The organism is Actinomadura kijaniata NBRC 14229 (genome assembly GCF_001552175.1).
In the GTDB taxonomy this organism is placed as follows: domain Bacteria; phylum Actinomycetota; class Actinomycetes; order Streptosporangiales; family Streptosporangiaceae; genus Spirillospora; species Spirillospora kijaniata.
This window is the reverse complement of sequence record NZ_BCQR01000083.1, coordinates 1-23,321: the sequence shown is the minus strand read 5'-3', so window position 1 is coordinate 23,321 and position 23,321 is coordinate 1. Positions and strand designations below refer to the sequence as shown.

Genomic DNA, 23,321 nt, shown 5'->3' with positions numbered 1-23,321 from the left:
GTGCTCATCAGGTACCCGTTCCCCTGACGACAAGGACCCTCGCTGGTGAGCGCGCCCCGGTTGCCGGACCATCTGGAACTGCTGCTGACCGACGAGCCCGTGCTGGACGTCTACGCGTTCGGGCCCTGGCGCGTTCCGGACGGGCTGTACGAGCGGATGCGGGAGCGCGCGGTGGCGTTCAACGCCGACCCGCGCGCGGCCGTGCTCTCCCGGCGGCTCAGCGACTTCTACGGCCCCGACACCTCCGTGACCGGGGCCGAGCAGTGGTCGCTGCTGACGTTCCTGCTGGGCGCCTCGGCGGTGCGGGCGGGGTCGCGCGGCGACGTGGACTACGAGGTGCTGGGCGACTTCCTGGCCGCCCCGGAACGGGCGGTGCGCGACCCGTTCGCCTGGTTCACCCAGGGCGGCCGGTGGCGCCCGCCGGGGCTGTGGCTGCCCGAGCCCGCCGGGGACGACCCCGAACGCCGCGCGGTGATGTACGAGCTGGCCCGCGCCGGGCTGGAGGTGTTCGAGGGGCTGGAGCCGGTGGCGGCGCGGCGGCGGGCGCTGGCCGGGCTGTTCGACCGGCGGGCCGCCGACCCGGCGCTGCGCGAGCAGGACCTGACCGCCCCGCTGGACCGCCTGGACGAGCTCTGGTCCGCCGGGCTGACCGACGAGGAGCTGGCGCTGCTGCCGGAGCTGTCCGGCCCGGTCGGCTACCTGGACTGGGCGGTCGCGGGCCTGACCGCCGCGCACGGGCGCCTCGTCGCCGCCGTCGGGGAGGGCGACCGCCTCCCCGACGCGCTGGCCCGGCTGCTGCTGGCCGCCGAGGTGCGGACCGCCCCGGCCGAGCTGGCGGTCCCGCTCGGCGCCGACGGCCACCAGACCCTCACCGAACGCCTGCGCGCGCTGCGCGACGACTTCGCGGTGGAGCCCTGGCAGCAGGAGGTGCGCGCCTGGCTGGCGCGCGGCCTGGTGGCGGGGGAGGCCGACGCCTGCCGCGCCTGGCTCGACATGGCGGTACGCGTGACCGGCGCGGCGCAGGGGCTGCCCGACCCGGCGGCCAGCCCGCGCTGCCTGGTGCCGATCCGGGCGTTCCAGACGGACCTGCGGCGGCTGTTCGCGGGCCGCCGCGTCGTCAACCCGATCGTCGAGCGGCTGGCCGCCCGTCGCCCCGCCGAGCCCCCCGCCGAAACCGCCGCCGAGCCCGTCACCCCCGCCGGGCCCGCCGCCGGGCCCGAGCCCGAGGGCGAGGGCGAGCCCCTGGTCGGGCAGCCGGAGCTGACCCGGACGCTCCAGGACGGCCTGGGCGCGCGGCTGGCCGGGCTGCGCCCGCTGCGGCTGCTGGTCGCCGGGCCCGAGGGCACCGGCCGGGGCACCGCCGTCCGGCTCGCCGAGCGCGTGCTGGTCGAACGCGGCGCGATCCGCGACGCGCTGTGGATCTCCGACCAGGTGTTCGCCTCGCTCGGCGTCAGCGACGCGGTCCTGTGGCTCCAGGCGCGCGTCCGCGACTGCGTCGAGGGCCGCCTGCTGCTGGTGGTCGACGACCTGGAGCGCCTGGCCGCCCACGAGCGCTGCGGCCTGGCGGCCGTGGAGGAGCTGCGGCGGCTGATGGCCCGGTCGCCCGGCCTGGACGTGGTCGCGCTGTGCCACGCCGACGGCGACCGGCGGCTGTTCGACGTCAACCCGGCGCTGGTGCGCGCGTTCGAGGTGGCCCGGACCCGCGACTTCACCGAGGCCGACCACGCGGAGCTGTTCCGCCGCGCGGCGGCCGACCGCGGCGTGGACGTCACCGCCGGGGCCGCGCGCGCCGCCGGGGCGCTGCTGGCCCGCACCCCCGCGCTGCGGAACCTGCGCGGCGCGCGGCTGGCCGAGCACCTGGCCGCCCAGTGCGCGAGCGCCGCCGTCGAACGCGCCCTGGCCCGGGAGAGCGCCGCCGCCCCTGCCACCGACCCTGCCACCGACCCTGCCACCGACCCTGCCGCCGACACCGACGACGACGCGCCGACGATCACCGAGGCGGACCTGCCGCACCGGCTGCTGCCCGGCCACGCCACCGGCGACCCCCTGGCCGACCTGGACGCCTGCGTCGGCATCGCGCCGGTCAAACGCGAGATCCACGCCCTGGTCGCCGAGGCCCGCGCCGTCCACCTGCGCCGCGAGGCGGGGATGCGCGCCGGGGCGCGGCCCCGGCACCTGGCGTTCGCCGGGAACCCCGGCACCGGCCGCCGCACCGTCGCCGGGATCCTCGGCCGCGTCTACGCGGGCCTCGGCGTGCTGTCGTCGGGCCACCTGGTCGAGGTGGAGCGCGCCGACCTGCTCGGCGACCTGCCCGGCGAGGGCGCGATGCGGGTGCGGCGGGCCCTCGGCCGCGCCCAGGGCGGCGTGCTGGTGGTCCGCGACCCGCACACCCTCGCCGCGCCCGACGCCCCCTACGGCCGCGAGTCCCTGGACGCGCTGGTCGCCGCCGCGCAGAGCGACCCCGAGGACCTGGTGATCGTGCTGACCGGGCCGGAGGACGGGCTGAACGGCCTGCTGCGCGCCAACCCCGAGCTGGCCGCGCACGTCCCCCTGACCCTCCACTTCCCGGACCTCACCGACGCCGAGCTGGCGGAGGTGTTCCAGCGGCGCGCCGCCGCGTCGGGGCTCACGCTCGCCGACGGCGTCGCGGAGAAGGTCGCGGCGCTGCTGCGGGCCGCGCCGCGCGGGCCCGGCTTCGCCAACGCCCGCCTGGCGGCGAACCTGCTGGAGTGGGCGGTGGCGCTGCAGGGCCGCCGGGTGCTGGCCGACGGCGTGGTCGACGAGACCGAGCGCCTCGACGAGATCCTGCCCGCCGACGTCCCCGACTCCCTGGTCCCCGACCGGGAGACCGGCCGGGGACCCGGCGACCCGCTCACCGAGATCGACCGGCTGGTGGGGCTGGCGGCGGTCAAGTCCGAGGTCGCGGGCCTGGTCGCCGACGCCCGCTCCGGCGAGCTGCGCCGCGAGGCCGGGCAGCCGGTCCCGCAGCCCGCCCGGCACATGGTGTTCACCGGCAACCCCGGCACCGCCAAGACCACCGTCGCGCGGCTCGTCGCCGAGGTCTACGCCGACCTCGGCCTGCTGTCGTCGGGCCACCTGGTCGAGGTGACCCGCGCCGCGCTGGTCGCCGAGTACGTCGGGCAGACCGCCCCGCGCGTGCGCGCCGCCGTCGAACGCGCCCTCGGCGGGGTGCTGTTCATCGACGAGGCGTACGCGCTCACCATGGGCGGCGGCGACCAGCGCGACTTCGGCCACGAGGCGGTCGCCGAGCTGATCGCCCTGATGGAGGAGCACCGCGCCGACCTGGTGGTGATCGTCGCCGGGTACGACCGGCCGATGGAGGCGTTCCTGCGCTCCAACCCCGGCCTGGCCGCCCGGTTCCCCAAGCGGATCCACTTCCCCGACTACACCGACGAGGAACTGGTCGAGATCTTCGCGCACATGGCCACCGGCCACGGGTTCGCGCTGTCCGACGGGGTGCTGGAGGCGGTGGCGCGGCGGCTGGCGGCCGAGCCGCGCGACGAGTCGTTCGGCAACGCCCGCCTGGTCCGCAACCTGCTGGAGGAGACCATCTCCCGGCAGGGGCGGCGGCTCACCGCCGCCGCCGACGCGGCCCCCGAGACGATCACCGCGGCCGAGGTGTGCCTGCTGCGCCCCGAGGACCTGCCGCCGGCCCCGGACCGCCCGGCGCGCATCGGCTTCGGCTACATCTGACGGGCGGGCGCCCTCCGCCGCCGCGGTGACGCCGGGGGCGGCGGCGTCATGCGCGGGATGGACGCGAACACCACCCCCTTTTGTCTAAGGTCTACGGAACGGACACGCAGTCGGCCCGCCCGGGCCGAGTACAGGAAGGACGACCCGTGGCGCGCAGGCCCGCTCCCGTACCCGCTGAAGACCCCTATGCCCATGACGGGGACCAGCTACGGGGCTACGGCGCCGCGCGCGGTCGCGACCCCTACAGCCACGAGACCCACGGTTACGAGGCCCAGGGGCACGACCCCTACGACCGGGACCCCTACGCCTCCTACGACGACCACGACGGCGGGCGCCGGCGGCGCCCGCCGGTCCGGCGGGGCCGCCGCTGGCCGAAGGTCCTGGCCGGGCTCGTGGCCGTGGTGCTGCTGGTCGGCGTCGGCGGCTACTTCTACCTGGACTCCCGGCTGAAGCGCGAGGCGGTGCTCCAGGACTACGCGGGCCGCGTCGCGGACACCCCCGGCACCAACTGGCTGATCGTGGGCTCCGACAGCCGCGAGGGCCTCAGCCGGGCTGACCGCAGGCGCATGGCGACCGGCCGCGCCGAGGGCCGCCGGACCGACTCGATGATGCTGCTGCACTACGGAGCGGGCGGCACCACGCTGGTCAGCCTGCCGCGCGACTCCTACGTCCCGATCCCCGGCCGCGGCAGCAACAAGCTCAACGCGGCGTTCGCGTTCGGCGGCCCCAAGCTGCTGGTGCAGACCGTCGAGAAGGCCACCGGCGTGCGGATCGACCACTACGCCGAGATCGGGTTCGGCGGGTTCGTCGGCGTCGTCGACGCGATCGGCGGCGTGGAGATGTGCGTCAAGGAGCCGATGCGCGACCCCAAGGCGGGACTGAACCTCCGGCCCGGTTGCCAGGAGCTCGACGGCGCCAAGGCCCTCGGCTACGTCCGCACCCGCGCCTCGGCCCGCGCCGACCTGGACCGGGTGCAGCGGCAGCGGCAGTTCTTCGGGGCGCTGATGAAGCGCGCCACCAGCCCCTCGGTGATGTTCAACCCGTTCCGCAGCGTCCCGCTGGCGCTCAACGCCACCGAGAACTTCACCGTCGACGAGAACGACCACCTGTACGACCTGGTGCGGATGATGTGGGCGATGCGCGGCGTCACCGGCGGCGACGGCGTCACCACGACCGTCCCGATCGGCGGCAACGGCTCGGCGCCCGGCGTCGGCGCCTACATCACCTGGGACCGGAACCGCGCGGGACGGCTGTTCGAGGCGCTCCGCAACGACCAGCGGGTGCCCGCCGACGTCGTGACCAAGTGACGTCGTGACCGGGTGGTGTCGTGACCGGGTGGCGGCGGACAGTGTGACGGCGTGGCCGGGTGATGTCCGTGGCCGGGTGACCGGTGGTGGGCGCGGCCCGTCGCCGAGGGGGTCCGCGAACGGGCCGCGGGCGCCGGTTACAGTCGTCGCATGACGGATGTGACGCCTGGTGCGGGTGCCGACCTGGACGCCCTGTCGACGAAGGACCTCCACGACCGCGCCCTGGCACTGGCCAAGGCCCGGCGCGACGTCGGGTTCCTGTGGGAGCTGCTGCGCGCCATCCCGGCCGCCGCCGCGGCGCTCGGGGAGGTCGACCGCGCGAAGTTCGACATGCTGCACGGCCTGTCGCTGCTGGACGAGTTCGCCCACGCCGACGAGGGGGAGCTCGGCGAGGCGCTGCGCCCCCTCTACATCGACTACCTGACGCGCCGCGGCGGCGCCGACTGAGGCGCGGACACGGCCTTTTTACCCCGCGTTGGTATGTGATCGCCGTCACTCGGGGAACTACCCTGCGTAGGCAACTGACTGCATAGGGTGGGGGACCGTGAACAAGAAGCACCTGAAGCTGGGCGCCATCGCCTTCGTCGCCTGGTACGTCATCAGCCGCCCCGAGGGCGCGGCCAACCTGGTCAACAGCGCGTTGGGGGGTCTCGGCGGCGCCGCCGAGTCGCTGTCACAGTTCGTGAGCGCCATTCCCTGACGGCTCCGTGACCGCCCCGTGCCCCTTGGGTGCGGGGCTTCTTCGCGCGCCGGGCACCATCCGCTTGCCGCGCCGTCACAGTAAAATCCCGCTTTGCGGGTCGGAGCAGATGGGCACAATCTGATCGGGTCAGTGTTGTGTCGCTGCGCTACAACAGGGACGGCGTTCGGATGAAGAAGAACCTCCGCTATGTGGCCATCGCCTTCGTCATCTTCTACCTTCTCACCTCCCCGAGAGCCGCGGCCGGGGTGGTGAACAACGCGTTCGACCAGCTCGGCAGGGCGGGGCAGCAGCTCGCCACCTTCGTGAACACGCTCGGCACCTGACGCCGGGCGGGAGGACGCGCGCCCGCCGCCTAAGATCGGCCGCATGTCTGTCTTCGATGTGGAGATCGGTGGTCTGCGTGGCGGTTCCGCGGACCTCGCGCGGTACCGGGGCAAGGTCGTGCTCGTCGTCAACGTCGCCTCCAAGTGCGGCCTGACGCCCCAGTACACGGGCCTGGAGCAGCTCCAGGAACGCTACGCCGAACGCGGTTTCACCGTGCTCGGCGTCCCCTGCAACCAGTTCCTGGGACAGGAGCCGGGCACGCCGGAGGAGATCGAGGCGTTCTGCTCGACCACCTACGGCGTGACCTTCCCGCTGACCGAGAAGGTCGAGGTCAACGGGGAGGGACGGCACCCCCTGTACCGCGAGCTGGTCGACGTCCCCGATGCCGAGGGTCACACCGGCGACATCCGCTGGAACTTCGAGAAGTTCCTGGTCGCGCCGGACGGCACGGTCGTCGCGCGCTTCGCGCCGCAGGTCGGGCCCGAGTCCGACGAGGTCGTGGCCGCGATCGAGAAGCACCTCCCCGCCTGACGCCCGCCTGACGCCCGCCCGACACCCCCCGACACCCGGCGCGGAGGGCGCCGTGGGCGAGGCACTCCGCCCGGCTCGCCGGGCGGAGTCCTTCGCGGGCGGCGCGCACACGGGACGGCTCGTGGGACAGGTCGTGTGGTCTCCGCGTTCCCCCATGCTCGCCCCCCACGCCCGGCGGGACTGTGTCGTCGGACACATCGCCGGGGATCGGTTGTCGCTATTCGACGGCACGTCTAGCTTGGGGTCGGCGGCATGACGTGGGAGGTGCGCCATGGGCGGATGGAGCGCGGCCGACATCCCGGACCTGTCCGGTCGGCGGGCGATCGTCACCGGGGCCAACAGCGGCCTCGGCTACCACACGGCGCTCGGCCTCGCCCGGCGCGGCGCCTCCGTCGTGCTGGCCTGCCGCTCCGCCGAACGCGGGCGGGCGGCCCTCGACCGGATCCGCGCCGCCGCCCCCGACGCCGACGCCGTCCTCGGCTCGCTGGACCTGGCCGACCTGTCCTCGGTGCGGGCGTTCGCCAAGCGCCACGGTGACGAGCCGCTGGACCTGCTGGTCAACAACGCCGGGGTGATGGCCCTGCCGCGCCGCACCACCGCCGACGGCTTCGAGACGCAGTTCGGCACCAACCATCTCGGCCACTTCGCGCTCACGGGCCTGCTGCTGCCCGCGCTGCGCGCCGCGGGCTCCCCCCGCGTGACCACGGTGACCAGCGGTTTCGCGTGGGCGGGCGCCGTCCGCTGGGACGACCTCCAGGGGGAGCGCCGCTACAACAAGTGGCTGGCGTACGCGCAGTCGAAGCTGGCGAACATCCTGTTCGCCAGGGAGCTCGACCGCCGCTACGCCGACCTGCTGAGCAACGCCGCCCACCCCGGCTACGCCAGCACCAACCTCCAGGCCGCGGGCGCGAGGATGACGGGCCGCCGCCTGGAGGAGCGGCTGATGACCTACGCCAACACGCTCGTGGCGCAGTCGGCGGCGATGGGCGCCCTGCCGACCCTGTACGCGGCGACCGCGCCGGGCGCCGAGGGCGGCGCGCTGTACGGCCCGCGCGGGTTCCAGTACCGGGGCGCGCCGGTGAAGGTGGCGGCGCCGCCGCGTTCGGGCCGGCGGGACCTGGCCGAGCGCCTGTGGCGGGTGTCGGAGGACCTGACGGGCGTGGTCTACGAGTCCTGATCCCGCGGGCCGGGGTCGGGCGCCGCCAGACCGTGGACGGCCTGCGCGACGGCCGCCTCGACGACGGCCGCGGCGCGGTCGGCGCGGCGCTGGGCGGCGTCGGCGGCCGCCTCCACGATGCCCTGGATGAGTTCGGCGCGTAGCTCGGGCTCGGGGATGCCGCTGTCGGCGAGCGCGGCGACCAGGGGACGCAGCAGCTGCGCGTGGCCGTCGCGGATGCGTTCGCGGGCGGGCTCGGCCAGGGCGTGCTCGACGAGCTGGACGGCCGCCGCGTGCCGTCCGTCGGTCATGACCTCCAGTTGGGCGCGGATGTAGGCGTCCACCTTGGCGACCAGGTCGGGCGGGCCGGCCAGGGCGCGTTCGACGTGGGCGGCCCAGCGGGGCAGCTCCTCCTCGACGATGGCGGCGACCAGGTCGTCCTTGGAGCGGAAGTACTCGTACAGGCTCGGCCGGGACAGCCCCACTCGGCGCGCCAGGGCGGCCAGCGACAGCGCCTCGATGCCCTCCTCGGCGACCAGGGCGCGGGCGGCGTCCAGCAGGGTCCTCAGTTGGCGGGCGCGGTGCTCGGCGACGGTGGGCTCGCTGATTCTCGGCACCCGCCCATTCTACGTTTTCCGACATGGTGTCGGTAACTTTGCTTTCCGACGCTTCGTAGGTATCTTTGCCTACGCGATGTCGGGAAGAGAGGGGTTCGCCGTGTGGTTTCTGGCGTGGCGGGAGATCCGCCACGGCCGCGTCCGGTTCGGGCTGACCGCCGCGCTGGTGGGGCTGGTCGCGTTCCTGGTCTTCATGCTGACGGGGCTGGCGGTCGGCCTCGGGGACGCCGGGGTGTCGGGGCTGCGGCGGCTGCCGGGCGCGGTCGTGGTCTACTCGGCGGGCGCGGAGCGGGTGCTGTCGCGCAGCGCGCTGCCCGCCGCCGACGCCGCGCGGATCGCCGCCGTTCCCGGCGTGACGGCCGTGCGCCCCCTCGGCCAGACGATGGCGCAGGCCAAGGGCCCGAACGGCGCGTTCCCGGTGGCGCTGACGGGAACGGACGGGGCCGCCGACGGGATCGTCCTCGACCGGACCCTGACGCCCGAGGCCGGGATCGGCCAGACGGTGACCCTGCAACCGGGCGGCGTCCGGGTGAGGGTCGCGGGCTTCGCCGACCTGGGCTCGGTGCAGCACACCGCCGTCGCGCGGGTCCCCCTTCCGGTGTGGCGGCGCACCCAGCCGGCCCACCCCGCGACGGGCGTCTACCTGGTCGACACCGACCGCGACCCCGCCGCCACCGCCGCCGCGATCACCGGAGCCGTCGCGGGCACCGAGGCGGTCACCCGGCGGGCCGCGATCGACGCCGTCCCCGGCTACGCCGCCGAGACCGGCACCATCGCCATGATCCGCGGCTTCCTGCTGGCGGTCTCGGCCCTGCTGGTCGGCACCGTCTTCTGGATCTTCACGATGCAGAAGGAGGCCAGCCTGGCGGTGCTGCGCGCGACCGGCGCCCGCGCCCGCCTGCTGGTCGGCTCCTACCTGCTCCAGGTCGCCGTCACCACGGTCCTCGGCGTCGCGGCGGGCTTCGCGGTGGTGCTCGGGGCGGGCGCGGCGATGCCCGCCGGGGCGTTCTCGCTGCCCGGCTCCGCCGCCGCCCTGTCGGCCGCGCTGCTGGCGGCCCTCGCGCTGGCCGCGTCGGCCGCGTCCCTGCACCGCCTGCTCACCGTCGACCCGCTGCTGTCCCTGGGGAGGAACGCGTGACCGCCGCGCCCGCCGTCGCCCCCGCCGCGCCGCTGGTGCTGCGCGGCGTCCGCCACTCCTACGGCGAGGCCGAGGTCCTGCACGGGATCGACCTGACCCTGCGCGGGGGAGAGGCGGTCGCGCTCCTCGGCCCCAGCGGCTCGGGCAAGACGACGCTGCTGGCGGTGGCCGGGGGCCTGCTGCGCCCCACCTCCGGCGAGGTGACGGTGCTGGGCACCCCGCTGACGGGCCGCCGCGACGAGGCCGCCCGCCGGGTCGCCTACGTCCTCCAGGCGGGCTCGTTGATCCCCTACCTCACCGTCGAGGAGAACCTGCTGGTCCGGCGGGTGGTGACCGGCCGCCGCCCGACCCCGGCCGACCGCGCCGAGGCCCGGTGCCTGCTGGAGGCGGTGGACCTGGCGGCCAAGGCCGGCCGCTATCCCGACCGGCTCTCCGGTGGCGAGCGCCAGCGCGCCTGCGTGGCCCAGGCCCTGTTCACCAGGGCCCCGGTGCTGCTGGCCGACGAGCCGACGGCGAGCCTCGACCGGGCCCGGGGCCGGGCGGTGACCGAACTGCTGACCGCCCACGCCCGCGACACCGGGGCGGCGGTCCTGCTGGCCACCCACGACGAGCGGGCCCTCGACCTGACCGACCGCACCGTCTCGATCGAGGACGGCCTCCTGCGCGACGGTTACTGAGAGAAAAGGGACTTTTTGTCCGGTTTAACGGTCTTTGAGGGGGCTAGAAGGGGGCCACGGCTCACGACGGCAAGGAGGCCGATCATGCTGTGGTACTGCCGATTCCGGTACCAGCCCGGGGCGCGCGCGGACGAGGTCCGCTCCCGCGTGCTCGACCAGCACGACAAGGGGCTGAACAGCCCCGAGAAGATCCGCGGCTGGTACAACCTAGCCGGCGGCGGCGCGGGCTTCATGCTGGTGGAGACCGACGACCCGCAGGAGCTGACCGACATCCTGGAGCCGTACATGGACGTGGTCAACTGGGACGTCCACGCCATCTACGAGCTGCCGTACGACCAGATGATCGAGAAGTTCCGCAAGCAGCGCTGAGCCGGCCCGTGACCCGCGCCGGCCCGGACGGGCCCGCGCGGGTCACGGCCCCCGTTCGGGGTCCCAGTCCAGCGTCGCGGGGATTGACCCCTCCAGCGTCAGCAGCCAGCGCTTGACCTCCACGCCCGAGCCGCCGCTGTAGCCGCCGAGGCCGTTGGACGCCACGACCCGGTGGCACGGCACGATCAGCGGGATGGGGTTGCTGCCCATCACCTGCCCGATGCCCTGCGCCGGGACGCCCGCGCCGCTGCGCGTGCCGAGCTGGCCGTAGGTGACGACCTCGCCGTAGCCGACGCCGTCGAACAGCGTTCCGAGGACCTGCCGCTGGATCCGCGAGGTGAGCCGCCAGTCGATCGGCATCTCGAACCTCGTCAGCCTCCCGGCGAAGTAGTCCGCGATCTGGGCCAGCACCGGCCCGGTGCGCGCCGGATCGGTCACCACGGGCAGCCGGAACGCCGCCTCCGCCCGCTCGCGCTCCTCCGGCCCGTCACCGAACGCCAGCCACCCGACCCCGGCCTCGGTCACCCCGACCAGGATGTTCCCGAGGGCGGTCCGTACCGACCCGAACGCCACCGTCTCGCTCATATCCCTCATCCTTCACCGTCGACCGGCGTCCCGTCATCCATACGAACCCCGGCGCGGCCGTTCCGGTTGCGGAGCGACAGCAGCAGGGCGAGGGTCATGGGCACGACGAGCGCGAGGGCCACCACGCCGAGCGCCGCGTACGACAGCGCGGTGACGACCGCGCCCGCGGTGAGCCCGGCGAGCGCCCCGCCGCCGTTCATCAGCAGGTCCGACAGGCCCTGCACTGCCGGGCGGTCGGCGGCCCGCACCGACTCGGTCAGCAGCGCCGAACCGCCCACCAGCCCGAACGACCACCCGACGCCGAGCAGCGTCAGCGCCACCGACAGCAGGACCACGTCGTGCGGGCCCGACATCGCCGCCAGCCCCGCCGCCGTCGCCAGCATCGCCATGCCGCCCAGCAGTACCGGCACCCGCCCGAACCGGTCGGCCAGCCACCCCGGCAGCGGCGACAGCGCGTACATCCCGGCGATGTGCAGGCTGATCACCACGCCCACGACGGTGAGGTCGGCGTGCCCGTGGTGCAGGTGCACCGGCGTCATGATCATCACCGCGACCATCACCATGTGGCTGACCACGATGGCGGCGACGGCGAGCCGCGCCCGCCCGTTGCGGCGCAGCTCCCGCCAGCCGCCGCCCTTCGGGGCAGGGGTCCCGGCCGCCTTCCCCGGGACGATCCGGAGCGGATCGGGCCGCAGCAGGAACAGCACCCCCAGCGCCGAGACCGCGAACATCGCCGCGGCCAGCGCGAAGGGCCCCGACCAGGGGGCCAGCCCTAGACCGCGGGCGACCCGGTCGGCGGGACCGGCCAGGTTGGGCCCGGCGATGGACCCGATCGTGGTCGCCCACACCACCACCGACAGGTCGCGCGCCGTGCGGCCGGGGGCCGACAGGTCCGTGGCCGCGTACCGGGCCGCGAGGCCGCCCGCCGTCCCGCCCCCGAACAGGAACAGCCCGACCAGCAGCAGCGGCCAGAACTCCAGCGCGGCGGCGACGGCGGCGACCGTCCCGCCGAGCGCCGCGCTCCCGTACGCCAGCGCGAGCGCCGGCCGCCGCCCCCGGCCCGCGGCCAGCCGGGCCATCGGCACCGCCAGCACGGCCGCCCCCGTGATCGCGCTGGTCTGGGCGACCCCGCCGACCGCCTCCGACCCCGACAGCGTGACGGCGGCGAGCGTGCTGATCGCCACCCCGGTCGCCACCCCGACCCCGCCGAGGACCTGGGTGGCGGTCAGCACGGCCAGCACCCTCCGCTGCGCCGGGTGCCGCTCCCCGGAGGCCAGGGGCCTGTCGTCCACGACCGTCATCCCATTCCATCCCGTCATCAGCGAATGCCCGTATCAATCATGTTATGCCGGGTAAAGATACTCCTCCGGGGTATCTATTCCGCACCCGGCCCGGAGATCGAGCGACGGATCCCGACCTGCCGGGTGAGACACGCGGGCGGCGGGGCCGCGGCCGACGGCGTTGACCTCGGCCGGAGGGGACACCGGGCGTCATGGAGCCCGGCTCGCCCGACACGTTGACGACCCGGCCGGTCGGCGCGGCAGCGGCGGCGAGGCGCGACCGGAGGGCGTCGGGCCGCACCGGCTGCTTCGCCCCGGCCGATTCCACGGCACGAGCGGATGTGACGCGTATGCCCCCGGCTCACGCTGGCCCGCCGGGCGAGCCCCGCGATGCGCGAGGAACCGGTGGAGGAACAGGGAGACGGCCGGAGCGCACTCCTCATGAGCACGTTCACGTGTCCATCCGCGTCGCCCACCCGGCCCTCCCGCCGAGGAACGGTGTCACGCACCGAGACGCGCCGGTGCGGGTCGCGCGTGGAGGCCACCGGCATCATCACACGTCAAGCAGCGGCCCCGGCGAGATGCGGCTGGAGGAGAGCCGGGCGTTGAGGCGCGCCCACGCCCGAGCCCGTTCCGTCCGGGCAGGATCGCGCGGACACCGCCAGGGGGCGCGGGGGAGACCCGAGCGTCCAGGGGGAGCGGGTGAGCGTGGTGTCCGGCGTGTCATCGGTTCGCTGTGTGCGCCGGGGTGTACCGGTGCTCGTCCCGTCCGGGGCGGGGTCGTGCGGGTGCCGTTGGCGGAGTGCGGGGCAGGAGGCCCGAGCGTCCAGGGGGAGCGGGTGAGCGTGGTGTCCGGCGTGTCATCGGTTCGCTGTGTGCGCCGGGGCGTACGGGTGCTCGCCCCGTTCGGGCGGGCGGGGTCGTGCGGGCGCCGTTGGCGGAGCGCGGGGCAGGAAGTCCGAACCTCCACCGGATGCGCGTGGTGGCCGGCGCCCTTGCTGGCCGTCGCAGGCGTCGGGGGCGCCGATGTCCGGATCCGCTCCGTCGGGCGGATCGCGGAGCGATGTCGCGCTTGCCAAGGCCTGGTGAGGCGTGGGCTCCCTGGGGGCGGGCCGTGGGCCAGGGCTTTTGTGACACCGCTAGGAGACGCGGATGTCCAGGGGGACCGTGCGGAGGGTCAGGGCCCGGTGGAGGCGGGTGGCCTCGGCGGTGAGGCGGTTGGCCCCGCGGCGGGCGACCAGGGCGTCCAGTTCCGGGAGGGAGCCGGTCGCTCCCGTGGCCTCGACCGTCCGGACGGCCAGGGTGAGCAGGGCCGTCAGGCCGGAGGGGGCCCGGCGGCCGGGGACCGGCAGCAGGTGGGGGAGGGCGTCGCGGATCGCCGCCCACACGTGGGCGTGCGCGCCCTCGGCCGCCACTCCGGCCAGGGCGTCGGTGACGCGGCCGAGGACGACCTGATCGTGGGCGACCAGGGTGGCCAGGGCGGTGCCCAGGTCCGGCGGGGGCTGGTTGCGGGCGCTGAGGGTCAGCAGCGCCCTGACCGCGCCCTGGCGCACCTCGGGGGAGCGGGACCCCAGCCCGAACACCAGGGCCGTCGCCGTCGCGGGGCCCGCGGGGCCGTCCGCCCCGGCCAGCCCGCGCAGCGTCGCCCCCTGGCCGTGGTCGCCCTCGCCCCACCGCACCAGGTGGGGCAGCAGGTGGGCGGCGGCGATCTCGCGGTGGGACGGCAGCACGGCGGGCCACCAGTCGTGCGGGCCGAAGAACGACGCGGGCGGGCGCGGCCAGAGCTCGTCGTGCTGGATCGAGCACAGCCGTTCCATATCGGGCGGGACGGCCGTCGGGAGCGTGACCGTCGCCGTCAGGGCGTCGGGCGGCCCGCCCCGGTGGGGGCGCCGGGGGCCGTCGCGCTCGCCGGTGGGCGCGCCCGCCGGGAGGAGGGGGACGGGGCGGTCCGCCTCCGTCAGGGTCACCGTGACCTCCGGGTCGGGGAGGCCGCCCGCCGCCATCCAGGCGCGGACCGCGCGGGCCGCCCGGGAGGTCAGATGGGAGGTCGGGGCGGCCGCGCCCCGGGGGAGGCGCAGCAGCGCCTGGACCAGGTCGGCCGGGCCCGGCTCGACGCCCGCGGCGGCGAGGCGTTCCAGCCGGCGGACCAGGACGGAGGGGTCGAGGTGGCCGCTGGACTCGGTGGGGGTGGCCAGCAGCACCGGGGAACGGCCGATCGTGCTGACGATCTCCCGCATCCGCCAGATCAGGAAGCGGTGCGGGACCGGCTCGTCGTCGGAGCGCTCGTACCAGGCCGCCTTCCGGTGGAACCGCATGAGCGGCGCGAGGCCGTCCTGGCGGTGCGCCGGGGACAGCACGGCCCGCACGGCGCAGGTCACCCACTCCTCGGGGGTGCCCATGTTCAGCGTGGCGGTGATCGTGCCCGGCCGGCCCGCGTCGGGCAGCGCGCGGACGAACGCCTCCCGCAGCCGGTCGGGCGCGCGGAACGACAGCTCGACCAGGGCCGCCATCAGGCGTTCCACGGCGGGCCAGGAGCGGTCGCCGGACAGGTGGAGCGCCACCGCCTCGGCGGGCGTGGTCAGCGGCGGAGGCAGGGGGCGCGGCCGGTACGCCGGGGGCGCGGGCGGCACGGGCTCCTCCGGCTCGGGGGCGGTCAGGCGCTCGCGCAGCTCGGCGGGGAGGACCAAGGCGGCGTCCCGGACGAGGCGGCGGGTCTCCTGCGACGCCAGGGCGAGATGCTTGGCGGCGGCCTTCGCCGCGCGGTCGCGCAGGGCGGGGGAGCCGAACGGCGCGGTCAGGGCGAGCAGGGTCGCGTCCACCCGGTCGCGCTTGCGGGCCGAACGGTCCGCCCAGGTCAGCGCCGCGCCCGCCAGCTTGCGTTCGGGGCGGGCCAGCAGGTGCCCGGCCGCCTCGGCGAACGGCTCGACGTCCAGGCGCCCGGCCTCGTCGATCCGGCGGACCCGCTGGAACGCGGCCGCCGCCACCGGCGCGGGGGCGTCGGCCAGCAGCAGGACGTAGGCGCGCAGCCGCGCCGCGGTCTCGTCGGGGGTCGGCTCCAGGGCGTCGTGCAGCCGCACGAACCAGTACAGGTCCTGGGGGCGGCCGCCGAGCTGGAAGCGCTCCAGGCACAGGTCCAGGACCGTCCCCCGGTCCAGGCGGCCCGACCGCGTCAGGCCGAGCAGCGCGTCCGCCCACGACGCCTGCCGGTCGTCGCCCGGCTTGTCCCACACCAGGCGGCGGCCGAGGCCCTCCACCCGGAACATCCGGGGCAGCAGGGCGTCCAGGAACGGGTCGTCGGCCAGCCGCTCGGGCCGTCCGCCCCACACCACCCAGTTCACGACGAAGCCGTCGCCCAGCGGGGGCGTGTCGCCGGTCAGCGCGGCGGCCAGGTGCCACAGCGAGGCGTCCTGCCAGGTCAGGTCGGTCGCGCGGAGGCGTTCGGCGGCGCGGTGGGCCACCTCGGTCCGCCACTCGGCCGGCCGGGACGCCGTGACCGCCGCGACCGGGCCGGTCAGGTCGGCGTGGCCGGGCACGGCCGACCACGGCCGCAGCTCGGGCCGGGCCAGCCAGGCCGCCGCCTCCTCGGGGTCGTCGAACACGCCCGCCCCCGCCACCAGCAGCGCCAGCGCGCGGCCCCGGTCGGCGGGGTCGCGCGCCGCGCGCAGATATCCGGGCAGCTCCCGGGCCACGTCCTGTCGGGTGGACCGGTCGAGACCGCCGATCCACGCGACCAGGGCGGGCACGTCGGCACCGTCGAGCAGTGCCCGGGCCTGTCCCCACACGGTCGTCGCCATACCGCACAAGGTAGGCGCGGACACCGACATTCTGCGAGGACGCGTGATCGTCGCAGGTCAGGGCGGGGATGTTCGCTGGAGCGGGGGTGTGCTCGGGTTCGGCCGGAGGCGGGGTACGCTCGATGCCGTGCGCAGGTTCCTCACCCCCGGCTGGCTCGGCCTCCACGCGATCGCCATCTTCCTGGTCGTCGCCTTCCTCGGCTTCGGCTGGTGGCAGTTCGACCGCGCGCAGGCCGGCAACGACCGCAGCTGGGCCTACACCTTCGAGTGGCCGATCTTCGCGATCTTCGTGGTCGTGATGTGGATCAAGATGATCCGGGACGAGCTGAACGGCACCGAGACCACCAAGGGCCCCAAGGTCATCGAGGAGCCCGCCGAGGCGTCGGTCAAGCGGGAGATCATCCGGCGGCAGGAGGAAGAGGATCCCGAGCTGGCGGCCTACAACCGCTACCTCGCGCGGCTCAACTCCGAGACCCACCGGCGCGACTGACCCCGCCGGCGCGACCGAGCCGCCGGACCCCGTACTGGACCGCGCCCGCCGGGCGCGCTGAGAAAGGTGTGATCTGTGGAAGCGGCCATCAACCGGTACCGCATCCTGGCGCTGATCGTGGGCGTGATGCTGCTGCTGGTCGTCTTCGTGGGGATGCCGATCCGCTACATCGGGGGCAACGGCACCCCGTCGGCGATCATCTCCCCGATCCACGGCGCGCTCTACATCGTCTACCTGGCGCTCGCCTACGACCTGTGGCGCAAGGCGGGGTGGCCGCTGCAGAAGATGGTGGTCATGGTGTCGGCGGGGCTGATCCCGTTCCTGGCGTTCTTCGTCGAGCGCAAGATCGTCGCCGAGGCGAGGGAGACCGCCGCGCGGGGGAACGTGAAGGCCGACAGCGCCTGACCCCTGGACCGGGCACCGCCGCCCCGCATATCGTTGACTCAGTCAAACATATGCGGGGAGGAAGGCCGTGCCCGAACCGGATGCCGACCAGATCACGACGGTCCGCGCGTTCAACCGCTTCTACACCGGCGTCATCGGGGTGCTCGGCGACAGCCTGGTCCAGTCGCCCTACAGCCTGACCGAGGCCCGGCTGCTGTTCGAGCTGGCGCAGCGCGACGCCACCGAGGTCGCCGACCTGCGCCGCGCCCTCGGCCTGGACCCCGGCTACCTGAGCCGGATGCTGGCCCGCTTCGAGACCGACGGCCTGGTCACCCGCGACCGGTCGCCCGGCGACGCGCGCCGCCAGGTCGCCCGCCTCACCGCGCGCGGCCGCGAGGTGTTCGCCATGCTGGACGAACGCTCCGCCAGTGAGATCCGCGCGCTGCTGGCCGGGCTCTCGGAGGCCGACCGGCGGCGCCTGCTCGGGGCGATGGAGGCCATCCGCGGCATCCTCGGCGACGCCCCGCGCCCCGCCGCCCACACGCTGCGGGAGCCGCGCCCCGGCGACCTCGGCTGGGTGGTGCACCGCAACGGCGTGCTCTACGACGAGGAGTGCGGCTGGGACAGCAGCTACGAGGCCCTGGTCGCGTCCGTGGTCGCCGCCTACGTCGAGCACCACGACCCCGAACGCGAGAACGCCTGGATCGCCGAGGTGGACGGCGAACCCGTCGGCAGCGTCTTCTGCGTCCGCCGCGAGGAGAAGGTCGCCCAGCTGCGCCTGCTGCACGTCGAGCCCGCCGCGCGCGGCATGGGCGTCGGCCAGGCGCTGGTGGACCGGTGCGTGCGGTTCGCCGCCGACCACGGCTACGAAGAGATCATGCTGTGGACGACGGCGCTCCAGAAACCCGCCCACCGCCTGTACGAGCGCGCCGGGTTCGTCCTCGCCGAGCAGGAGCCGCCCACCCGCCGCTTCGGCGACGAGATCCACGGCCAGATCTGGCGCCGCGCACTCTGACCTTGGGCCGTGTGCTCTGACCCAGGGCCGTGTCGTTCCTGGGCTGTGCCGTTCCCGGGTCGTGCCGTTCCCGGGCGCGCCACGGCCCGCGGCGGTCCGGAGACCGGCGCGGGCCGTGGGTCTGCGCTTCTTGCCGGGCGGTCCTCGACGGGGGTCAGGACGTGGGTGACGGACCGCCCGGGAGACGGGTCGGAGAGCGCGTCACCTCCCTTCCCCGACGCGCGGGCCGGCGTTGGCGGCGCTGACGGACGGCGGGAGGGCCGGGCCGGCGGCGGGTGCTCGGTGCCGCCACCGGCCCGGCGGTGAAGGACTCCGGTGCCGCGGGGGCGTACGGCGCCGGGGCCCCGTGGTGGTCGGAGGCCGCCGTCCCGCGGGCGGGGCCGCCGGGGCGGCGGACGCGTGCCCGCCGCCCCGGTGACGTCCGCAGACCTGTCGCCGCACCGCGCTCCTGCGACGACAGGCCCGCCGCGTGCCCATCGCGAACGACCCTCCCGGTCCCCCTGGGGGCGGGACCGGGGTCGGGGCGGCCGAGGGCCCGAGGTGTGTCACCGGTCGCCGCCGTCACCGCGGGCACCGTCGGGGGGCGGTGCGGGATGCGGTGCGGCGTGCCGGGAGCGCCCTCGGCCGTCCGGGCCGGGTCGTCGGATGGGCGGCCCACCGGATCGGTGACGGAGCCGGGGTGCCGGGCGCCGGGCGTGGCCGCGCGGACCGGTGCGGGAACGGCGGTCCGCGTCGCCGCCCGTCCCGTCCGCCGCGTCCACTCCATGCCCGGCCCCCTTCTCGGCCCGAGGGTTCCGGAGCCGGGCCGGCTTTACCGGCTCCAGACTTTCTCCATCACCCAACGTCACGATCTCGTTGCGGAAAGTACCCCCGTGCCATGTGGGTGTAAACCCAGGTCAAGGAAGATTCCCGAGATCACCTGCGACTTTGCCAGGAGAAGGGGGAAACGTGAGGTGATCAGTCGAGCTGACGGAGCGTGAGGGCCGCCGCGTACAGCACCGTGCCGCGGGTGGTGCGCGGATCCACCCCGGTGAGCTCGGCGGTCCGCGCGAGCCGGTTGTCCACGGTGTTGGGATGGACGGCGAGGGCCCGCGCGGTGCGCCGCCGGTCGAGGTCGCAGTCCAGGAACGCGCGCAGCGTCGCCAGCAGCTCGGGCCTGCCCTCCAGCGGCGCGAGCAGCCCGGCGACCTGCGGGGCGCTGTCGGGCGACCCGCTGAGGTGGTAGTCCAGCAGCACGTCGGGCAGCTCGTAGACGCCCGGCGGGCGGCCGGTCGCCTGCGCGATGCGGGCGATGCGCGCCGCCCGGTCGGCGGCCTGCGGGACGTCGGCGGTGCCGCGCGACCCGGCCGCCCCGACGATGACGCGTTCGCCGCCCGCCCCCGGGTCGGTCAGCAGCGGGTCCAGCTCCGCGCGCCGCCCGGCCGCCGACGCCGGCAGCAGCACGTGCGCGCCGCGCGCGTCCAGCAGCGTCAGCGGCGTCCCCTCGGCGAACCCCTCCAGCCGGGCGCGGACGCGGCGCAGCACCCGGCGCTCCACGACCGGCCCGGCCCCGTCCGGCAGCCGCAGGTTCAGCACCAGGTAGGCGGGGGCGAGCGGGATGCCGAACCGGGCGGCGGTGGCGCGCGCCGACTCGCCGGTCAGCAGGGCGCGGGCCACCTCGCGTAGCGCCTCGCGGCGCTCGGCCAGGATCGCGGCGCGCTCGTTCTGGTACGCCTCGACGACCTCGCCGACCACCCGCCGCAGGCCGCGCAGCTGGTGGCGGGCCAGCCACAGCAGCGCCTCCTCCTCGCCGGGACGGGCCGCCGCGCACACCGCGTCCCACACGACCTCGGCGCCGATCAGGTAGGTGCGCACCAGCACGGCCAGGTCGACGCCCTCCTCGGCGCGCTGGGCGGCGCGCTCGCGGAACAGGCGCAGGTCGTCCTCGCCGACCGGGGCGCCCATCGCGGTGTGCAGGAACTGCCGGATCGCCACCCGCGCGGTGCCCGCGATCTCCAGGTCGCGCATGTCCCCGGGCAGCTCGTCGTAGTCGGGCAGCACGGCGAAATGGCGCTCGGCCAGCTCGCGGGCCAGCCGGTTGACCTGCCCCTCACAGCGCGCGGCGATCTCCGCGGCGGCGCGGCGTGCGGTGATGGCGCACCTCCCTCGGTCGTGGCAGGGATTGTGACATGTCACAACGCGCGGCGGATCGGGGTGGTCCCCCGGACGGTTGTCCGGCGCCGTGCCCGGCGGAAAAGTGATCGTCGTCCCCACCGAGGGACCGACCCGCCGAGGGATTGTCCGGTCGAGGGATTGCCCCGTCGAGGGGCCGATCCGCCGAGGAACCGAGAGGCCCGTCATGCCCGAACCTTCCGCGCGGCCCCCCGCGCGACGCGCCTGGACGGTCGTCGTCCTGCTGTTCTTCTTCATGGCCGTCAACTTCATGGACAAGGCCGTGCTCGGCCTGGCCGGGCAGCGCATCCGCGACGACCTCGGCATCGGCGACACCGCGTTCGGGACGATCGGCAGCGCCTTCTTCCTGCTGTTCAGCGTGGCGGGCGTGGCGGTCGGGTTCCTGGCCGACCGGGTCCCGGCGCGGTGGCTGCTGGCCACGATGGTGGTGCTGTGGAGCGCGGCGCAGCTGGTGGTCGCGCTACCGGCCGCCGGGTTCGCCACACTGGTCGTCACCCGGATCGTGCTGGGCGCGGCCGAGGGACCGGCGTTCCCGCTGGCCAACCACACCGCGTTCGGCTGGTTCCCCGACCGGGAGCGCACCCTGCCCGGCAGCGTGCTGACCGTCGGCGGCGCGGCCGGGGTCGCGGTCGGCGGGCCGCTGCTGGCCGTGGTGATCGGGCAGTGGGGATGGCGTGCGGCGTTCGCGCTGACCGGCGCGCTCGGGCTGGTGTGGCTGGCGTTCTGGCTGCGGCTGGGCGGCGAGGGGCCGTACGCGGCGCGCCGGCGGGACGCCGCGGCGGACGGGGCGGCGCCGCCGTTCCGGAGGCTGCTGGCCCGGGGAACGGTCCTGGGCTCGCTGGCCTGCGGGTTCGCGGCGTTCTGGATGATGGCGGTGGCGATGACGTGGCTGCCGCAGTACCTCCAGCGCGTCCACGGCCACGGCCTGGAGGCCGCGAGCCTGATGGCCGCCGGGACGCAGATCGTCGGGATCGTGTTCATCCTGGCGATCGGGCAGGCGGCGCAGCGGATGCTGCGGGCCGGACGGTCCAGCCGGGTGGCGCGCGGCCTGGTCGGCGGCGCGGCCGTGCTGACGTCGGGCCTGGCGATGCTGCTGCTCACCCGCGTCGGCGGGGGAGCGGCGCTGGTGGCGGTGATGCTGGTGGCGTTCACCGTCGGCAACGCGTTCTTCGGGCTGATGTCGTCGGCGCTGGCCGAGGTCGCCCCGGCGGCGCGGCGCGCGGCGCTGCTGGGCACCGTGACGGCGGTGGCCTCCACGGCGGGCGCGTTCGGGCCCGCCCTGTCGGGCGCCCTGGTCGAACGCGCCGGATCCGCCGCCGCGGGCTTCGGCCGCGCCTTCGACCTGTGCGCCCTGCTGATGATCGTCGGCGGTCTGCTGGCCGCCGCGCTGATCCGCCCGGCCCGCGATCGCGCGGCGCTGGGCATCGCCGAGACCTCCGAGGCCCCCGAGACTTCCGAGACCTCCGAGACCTCCGAGACCTCCGAGATCTCCGAGGACTCCGAAACCTCCGAAATCCCCGAGGCCCCCGAGGCCCCAGAGAACCCCGAGAACCCCGAGAGGATGCTCGCGTGACCATCGACATCCGCGACCACGCCGACCGAGTGTGGCGCGGCGAGCAGGACGACAGCATCACCCACACCGGCATGGCCGACGCGGGCGTCGTCGACGTCGCCGACGGGCTCGGCTGGCAGCCCGGGTTCGGGAGTGCGGTGGCGTTCCGGACCGACGACGGGCTGGTGCTGTTCGACACCGGCAACCAGTACACCGCCGGGCAGCTGCACCGGAACGTCCGGGAGTGGTGCGACGCGCCGCTGACCACGGCGTTCTACTCGCACGGGCACATCGACCACGTGATGGGGATGGCGCCGTTCGACGCCGAGCCGGGGCCCCGGCCGCAGGTCGTGGCGCACGAGAACGTCCCGGCCCGCTTCGACCGCTACCTGCTGACCCGCGGCTACAACACGATCGTCAACCGGCGGCAGTTCCAGGCCCCGGAGCTGACCTGGCCGGCCGACTACCGGTACCCCGACGTGACGTTCCGGGACGGGCTGACGGTGACGCGGGGCGGGCTGACGTTCGAGCTCTTCCACGCCAAGGGAGAGACCGACGACGCGGCCGTGGCGTGGGTGCCCGAGCACCGGCTGCTGCTGCCGGGCGACCTGTTCATCTGGCTCGCGCCCAACTGCGGCAACCCGCAGAAGGCGCAGCGCTACCCCCGGGAGTGGACGCACGCGCTGCGCCGCATGGCCGCGCTCGGCGCGGAGGTCATGATCCCGTCGCACGGCTCGCCGGTCTTCGGCGCCGAACGCGTCCACCAGGCGCTCACCGAGACCGCCGAATGGCTGGAGAGCATCGTCGACCAGACCCTCGCCATGCTCAACGACGGCCGCCGCCTCGACGACATCGTGCACGCCGTCAGGCCGCCCGCCCGGCTGGCCGACCGGGTGTACCTGCGGGCCCGGTACGACGAGCCCGAGTTCATCGTGCGGAACCTGTGGCGGCTGTACGGCGGCTGGTACGACGGCGACCCCGCCCACCTCAAGCCCGCCCCCGCCGCCGACCTGGCCCGCGCGCTGGCGGACCTGGCGGGCGGCGCCGCCCGGCTCGCCGACGCCGCGCGCCGCGCCGTCGACTCCGTCGACTCCGGCGATCTGCGGGTGGCGGCGCACCTGGTGGAGCTGGCGGTGCAGGCCGACCCGCAGAACACCAGCCTGCACGAGGCCCGCGCCGAGGTGTACGCGGCACGGGCCGCCGCCGAATCGTCGCTGATGGCCCGGGGCGTCTACACGTGGGCGGCCAACGAGTCACGCCGCGCGGCCGGGGACGAGACGGCGGCGAAGCCGACGGTCCCCCGGCTGATCGGCTAGAGAGGGGGTGGGGTGGGGGGTTGGGTGTAGACCCCCCCGGGGGTTTGTGGTCTGTGGTTGGGGGCGGCGAAAGCGGGGTTGGGGTTGTTGGGGACGGTGTAGACCCCCGATATTGCTAGCGGTCTGCGCGGGCCTGCGGCGAAAGCGGCTGTGTTGGCCTTGGGGGGACCGTCCCCCCAAACCCCCACATCGGGTCC

The 23,321-nt window shown here is 75.3% G+C and carries 20 protein-coding genes; 15 read left to right on the top strand and 5 right to left on the bottom strand.

Annotated features, from left to right (window positions below; genetic code table 11):
* Positions 1-45 precede the first annotated feature (45 nt).
* The 7 genes from AKI01S_RS25485 to AKI01S_RS25460 all read left to right on the top strand — a co-directional run bounded on the left by AKI01S_RS25485 (position 46) and on the right by AKI01S_RS25460 (position 7,756).
* Positions 46-3,714: an AAA family ATPase gene (locus AKI01S_RS25485; protein ID WP_067823087.1), complete on the top strand. Its 3,669-nt coding sequence runs from the start codon at positions 46-48 to the stop codon at positions 3,712-3,714.
* Positions 3,715-3,860: 146 nt separating this feature from the next.
* Positions 3,861-5,021: an LCP family protein gene (locus AKI01S_RS25480; RefSeq protein WP_067823086.1), complete on the top strand. Its 1,161-nt coding sequence runs from the start codon at positions 3,861-3,863 to the stop codon at positions 5,019-5,021.
* A gap of 150 nt (positions 5,022-5,171) precedes the next feature.
* A complete protein-coding gene (locus AKI01S_RS25475; RefSeq protein ID WP_067823083.1) occupies positions 5,172-5,468 on the top strand; it encodes a hypothetical protein in 297 nt (98 codons plus the stop codon).
* Positions 5,469-5,565: 97 nt separating this feature from the next.
* Positions 5,566-5,721, top strand: a complete 156-nt coding sequence (locus AKI01S_RS51825; protein ID WP_169814015.1) for a hypothetical protein — start codon at positions 5,566-5,568, stop codon at positions 5,719-5,721.
* Positions 5,722-5,891: 170 nt separating this feature from the next.
* Positions 5,892-6,047, top strand: coding sequence for a hypothetical protein (locus AKI01S_RS51820; protein ID WP_169814014.1), 156 nt, complete (start codon positions 5,892-5,894; stop codon positions 6,045-6,047).
* 43 nt (positions 6,048-6,090) lie between these two features.
* Positions 6,091-6,579 (top strand): glutathione peroxidase, encoded by a 489-nt coding sequence (locus AKI01S_RS25465; protein WP_067823077.1) that lies wholly within the window; start codon positions 6,091-6,093, stop codon positions 6,577-6,579.
* Between the two features lie 271 nt (positions 6,580-6,850).
* Positions 6,851-7,756 (top strand): oxidoreductase, encoded by a 906-nt coding sequence (locus AKI01S_RS25460; protein WP_067823074.1) that lies wholly within the window; start codon positions 6,851-6,853, stop codon positions 7,754-7,756.
* Here the strand turns inward: AKI01S_RS25460 and AKI01S_RS25455 are convergent.
* Positions 7,744-8,352: a TetR/AcrR family transcriptional regulator gene (locus AKI01S_RS25455; protein ID WP_067823071.1), complete on the bottom strand. Its 609-nt coding sequence runs from the start codon at positions 8,350-8,352 to the stop codon at positions 7,744-7,746. The two genes, AKI01S_RS25460 and AKI01S_RS25455, sit on opposite strands and share 13 nt — an antisense overlap.
* 100 nt (positions 8,353-8,452) lie before the next feature.
* Here AKI01S_RS25455 and AKI01S_RS51815 point away from each other — a divergent pair, with 100 nt between their 5' ends.
* The 3 genes from AKI01S_RS51815 to AKI01S_RS25440 all read left to right on the top strand — a co-directional run bounded on the left by AKI01S_RS51815 (position 8,453) and on the right by AKI01S_RS25440 (position 10,536).
* Complete coding sequence (locus AKI01S_RS51815; RefSeq protein WP_067823066.1) at positions 8,453-9,490, top strand: FtsX-like permease family protein; 1,038 nt, start codon at positions 8,453-8,455, stop codon at positions 9,488-9,490.
* Positions 9,487-10,167 carry an ABC transporter ATP-binding protein gene (locus AKI01S_RS51810; RefSeq protein ID WP_067823063.1) on the top strand — a complete coding sequence of 227 codons (681 nt, stop codon included), beginning with the start codon at positions 9,487-9,489 and terminating at the stop codon, positions 10,165-10,167. Before AKI01S_RS51815 ends, AKI01S_RS51810 begins: the two co-directional genes overlap by 4 nt.
* A gap of 84 nt (positions 10,168-10,251) precedes the next feature.
* On the top strand, positions 10,252-10,536 hold the full coding sequence (locus tag AKI01S_RS25440; RefSeq protein WP_067823059.1) for a DUF3303 domain-containing protein: 285 nt from the start codon (positions 10,252-10,254) through the stop codon (positions 10,534-10,536).
* Positions 10,537-10,578: 42 nt separating this feature from the next.
* On the opposite strand, the gene AKI01S_RS25435 is transcribed toward AKI01S_RS25440, so the two are convergent.
* The 3 genes from AKI01S_RS25435 to AKI01S_RS54345 all read right to left on the bottom strand — a co-directional run bounded on the left by AKI01S_RS25435 (position 10,579) and on the right by AKI01S_RS54345 (position 16,195).
* Positions 10,579-11,121: a methylated-DNA--[protein]-cysteine S-methyltransferase gene (locus tag AKI01S_RS25435; RefSeq protein WP_067823056.1), complete on the bottom strand. Its 543-nt coding sequence runs from the start codon at positions 11,119-11,121 to the stop codon at positions 10,579-10,581.
* Positions 11,122-11,126: 5 nt separating this feature from the next.
* Positions 11,127-12,422, bottom strand: a complete 1,296-nt coding sequence (locus AKI01S_RS25430) for an MFS transporter (protein WP_067823053.1) — start codon at positions 12,420-12,422, stop codon at positions 11,127-11,129.
* 1,118 nt (positions 12,423-13,540) lie between these two features.
* Entirely contained in the window at positions 13,541-16,195 is a 2,655-nt protein-coding gene (locus tag AKI01S_RS54345) for a DUF6493 family protein (protein ID WP_067823050.1), read from the bottom strand.
* 127 nt (positions 16,196-16,322) lie between these two features.
* Between AKI01S_RS54345 and AKI01S_RS25420 the strand changes: the two genes are divergently transcribed.
* From AKI01S_RS25420 to AKI01S_RS25410, 3 genes are all read left to right on the top strand, one after another.
* Positions 16,323-16,685: a hypothetical protein gene (locus AKI01S_RS25420; protein WP_067823046.1), complete on the top strand. Its 363-nt coding sequence runs from the start codon at positions 16,323-16,325 to the stop codon at positions 16,683-16,685.
* 75 nt (positions 16,686-16,760) lie between these two features.
* Entirely contained in the window at positions 16,761-17,090 is a 330-nt protein-coding gene (locus tag AKI01S_RS25415) for a DUF3817 domain-containing protein (RefSeq protein WP_067823043.1), read from the top strand.
* Between the two features lie 67 nt (positions 17,091-17,157).
* Positions 17,158-18,084, top strand: coding sequence for a bifunctional helix-turn-helix transcriptional regulator/GNAT family N-acetyltransferase (locus tag AKI01S_RS25410; protein ID WP_067823040.1), 927 nt, complete (start codon positions 17,158-17,160; stop codon positions 18,082-18,084).
* Between the two features lie 957 nt (positions 18,085-19,041).
* Here the strand turns inward: AKI01S_RS25410 and AKI01S_RS25405 are convergent.
* Positions 19,042-20,259, bottom strand: a complete 1,218-nt coding sequence (locus AKI01S_RS25405) for a PucR family transcriptional regulator (RefSeq protein WP_084000234.1) — start codon at positions 20,257-20,259, stop codon at positions 19,042-19,044.
* A 163-nt stretch (positions 20,260-20,422) separates the two neighbouring features.
* On the opposite strand from AKI01S_RS25405, the gene AKI01S_RS25400 reads away from it, so the two are divergent.
* Entirely contained in the window at positions 20,423-21,829 is a 1,407-nt protein-coding gene (locus tag AKI01S_RS25400) for an MFS transporter (protein ID WP_067823037.1), read from the top strand.
* Positions 21,826-23,124, top strand: coding sequence for an alkyl sulfatase dimerization domain-containing protein (locus AKI01S_RS25395; RefSeq protein WP_245681772.1), 1,299 nt, complete (start codon positions 21,826-21,828; stop codon positions 23,122-23,124). Before AKI01S_RS25400 ends, AKI01S_RS25395 begins: the two co-directional genes overlap by 4 nt.
* Positions 23,125-23,321 lie beyond the last annotated feature (197 nt).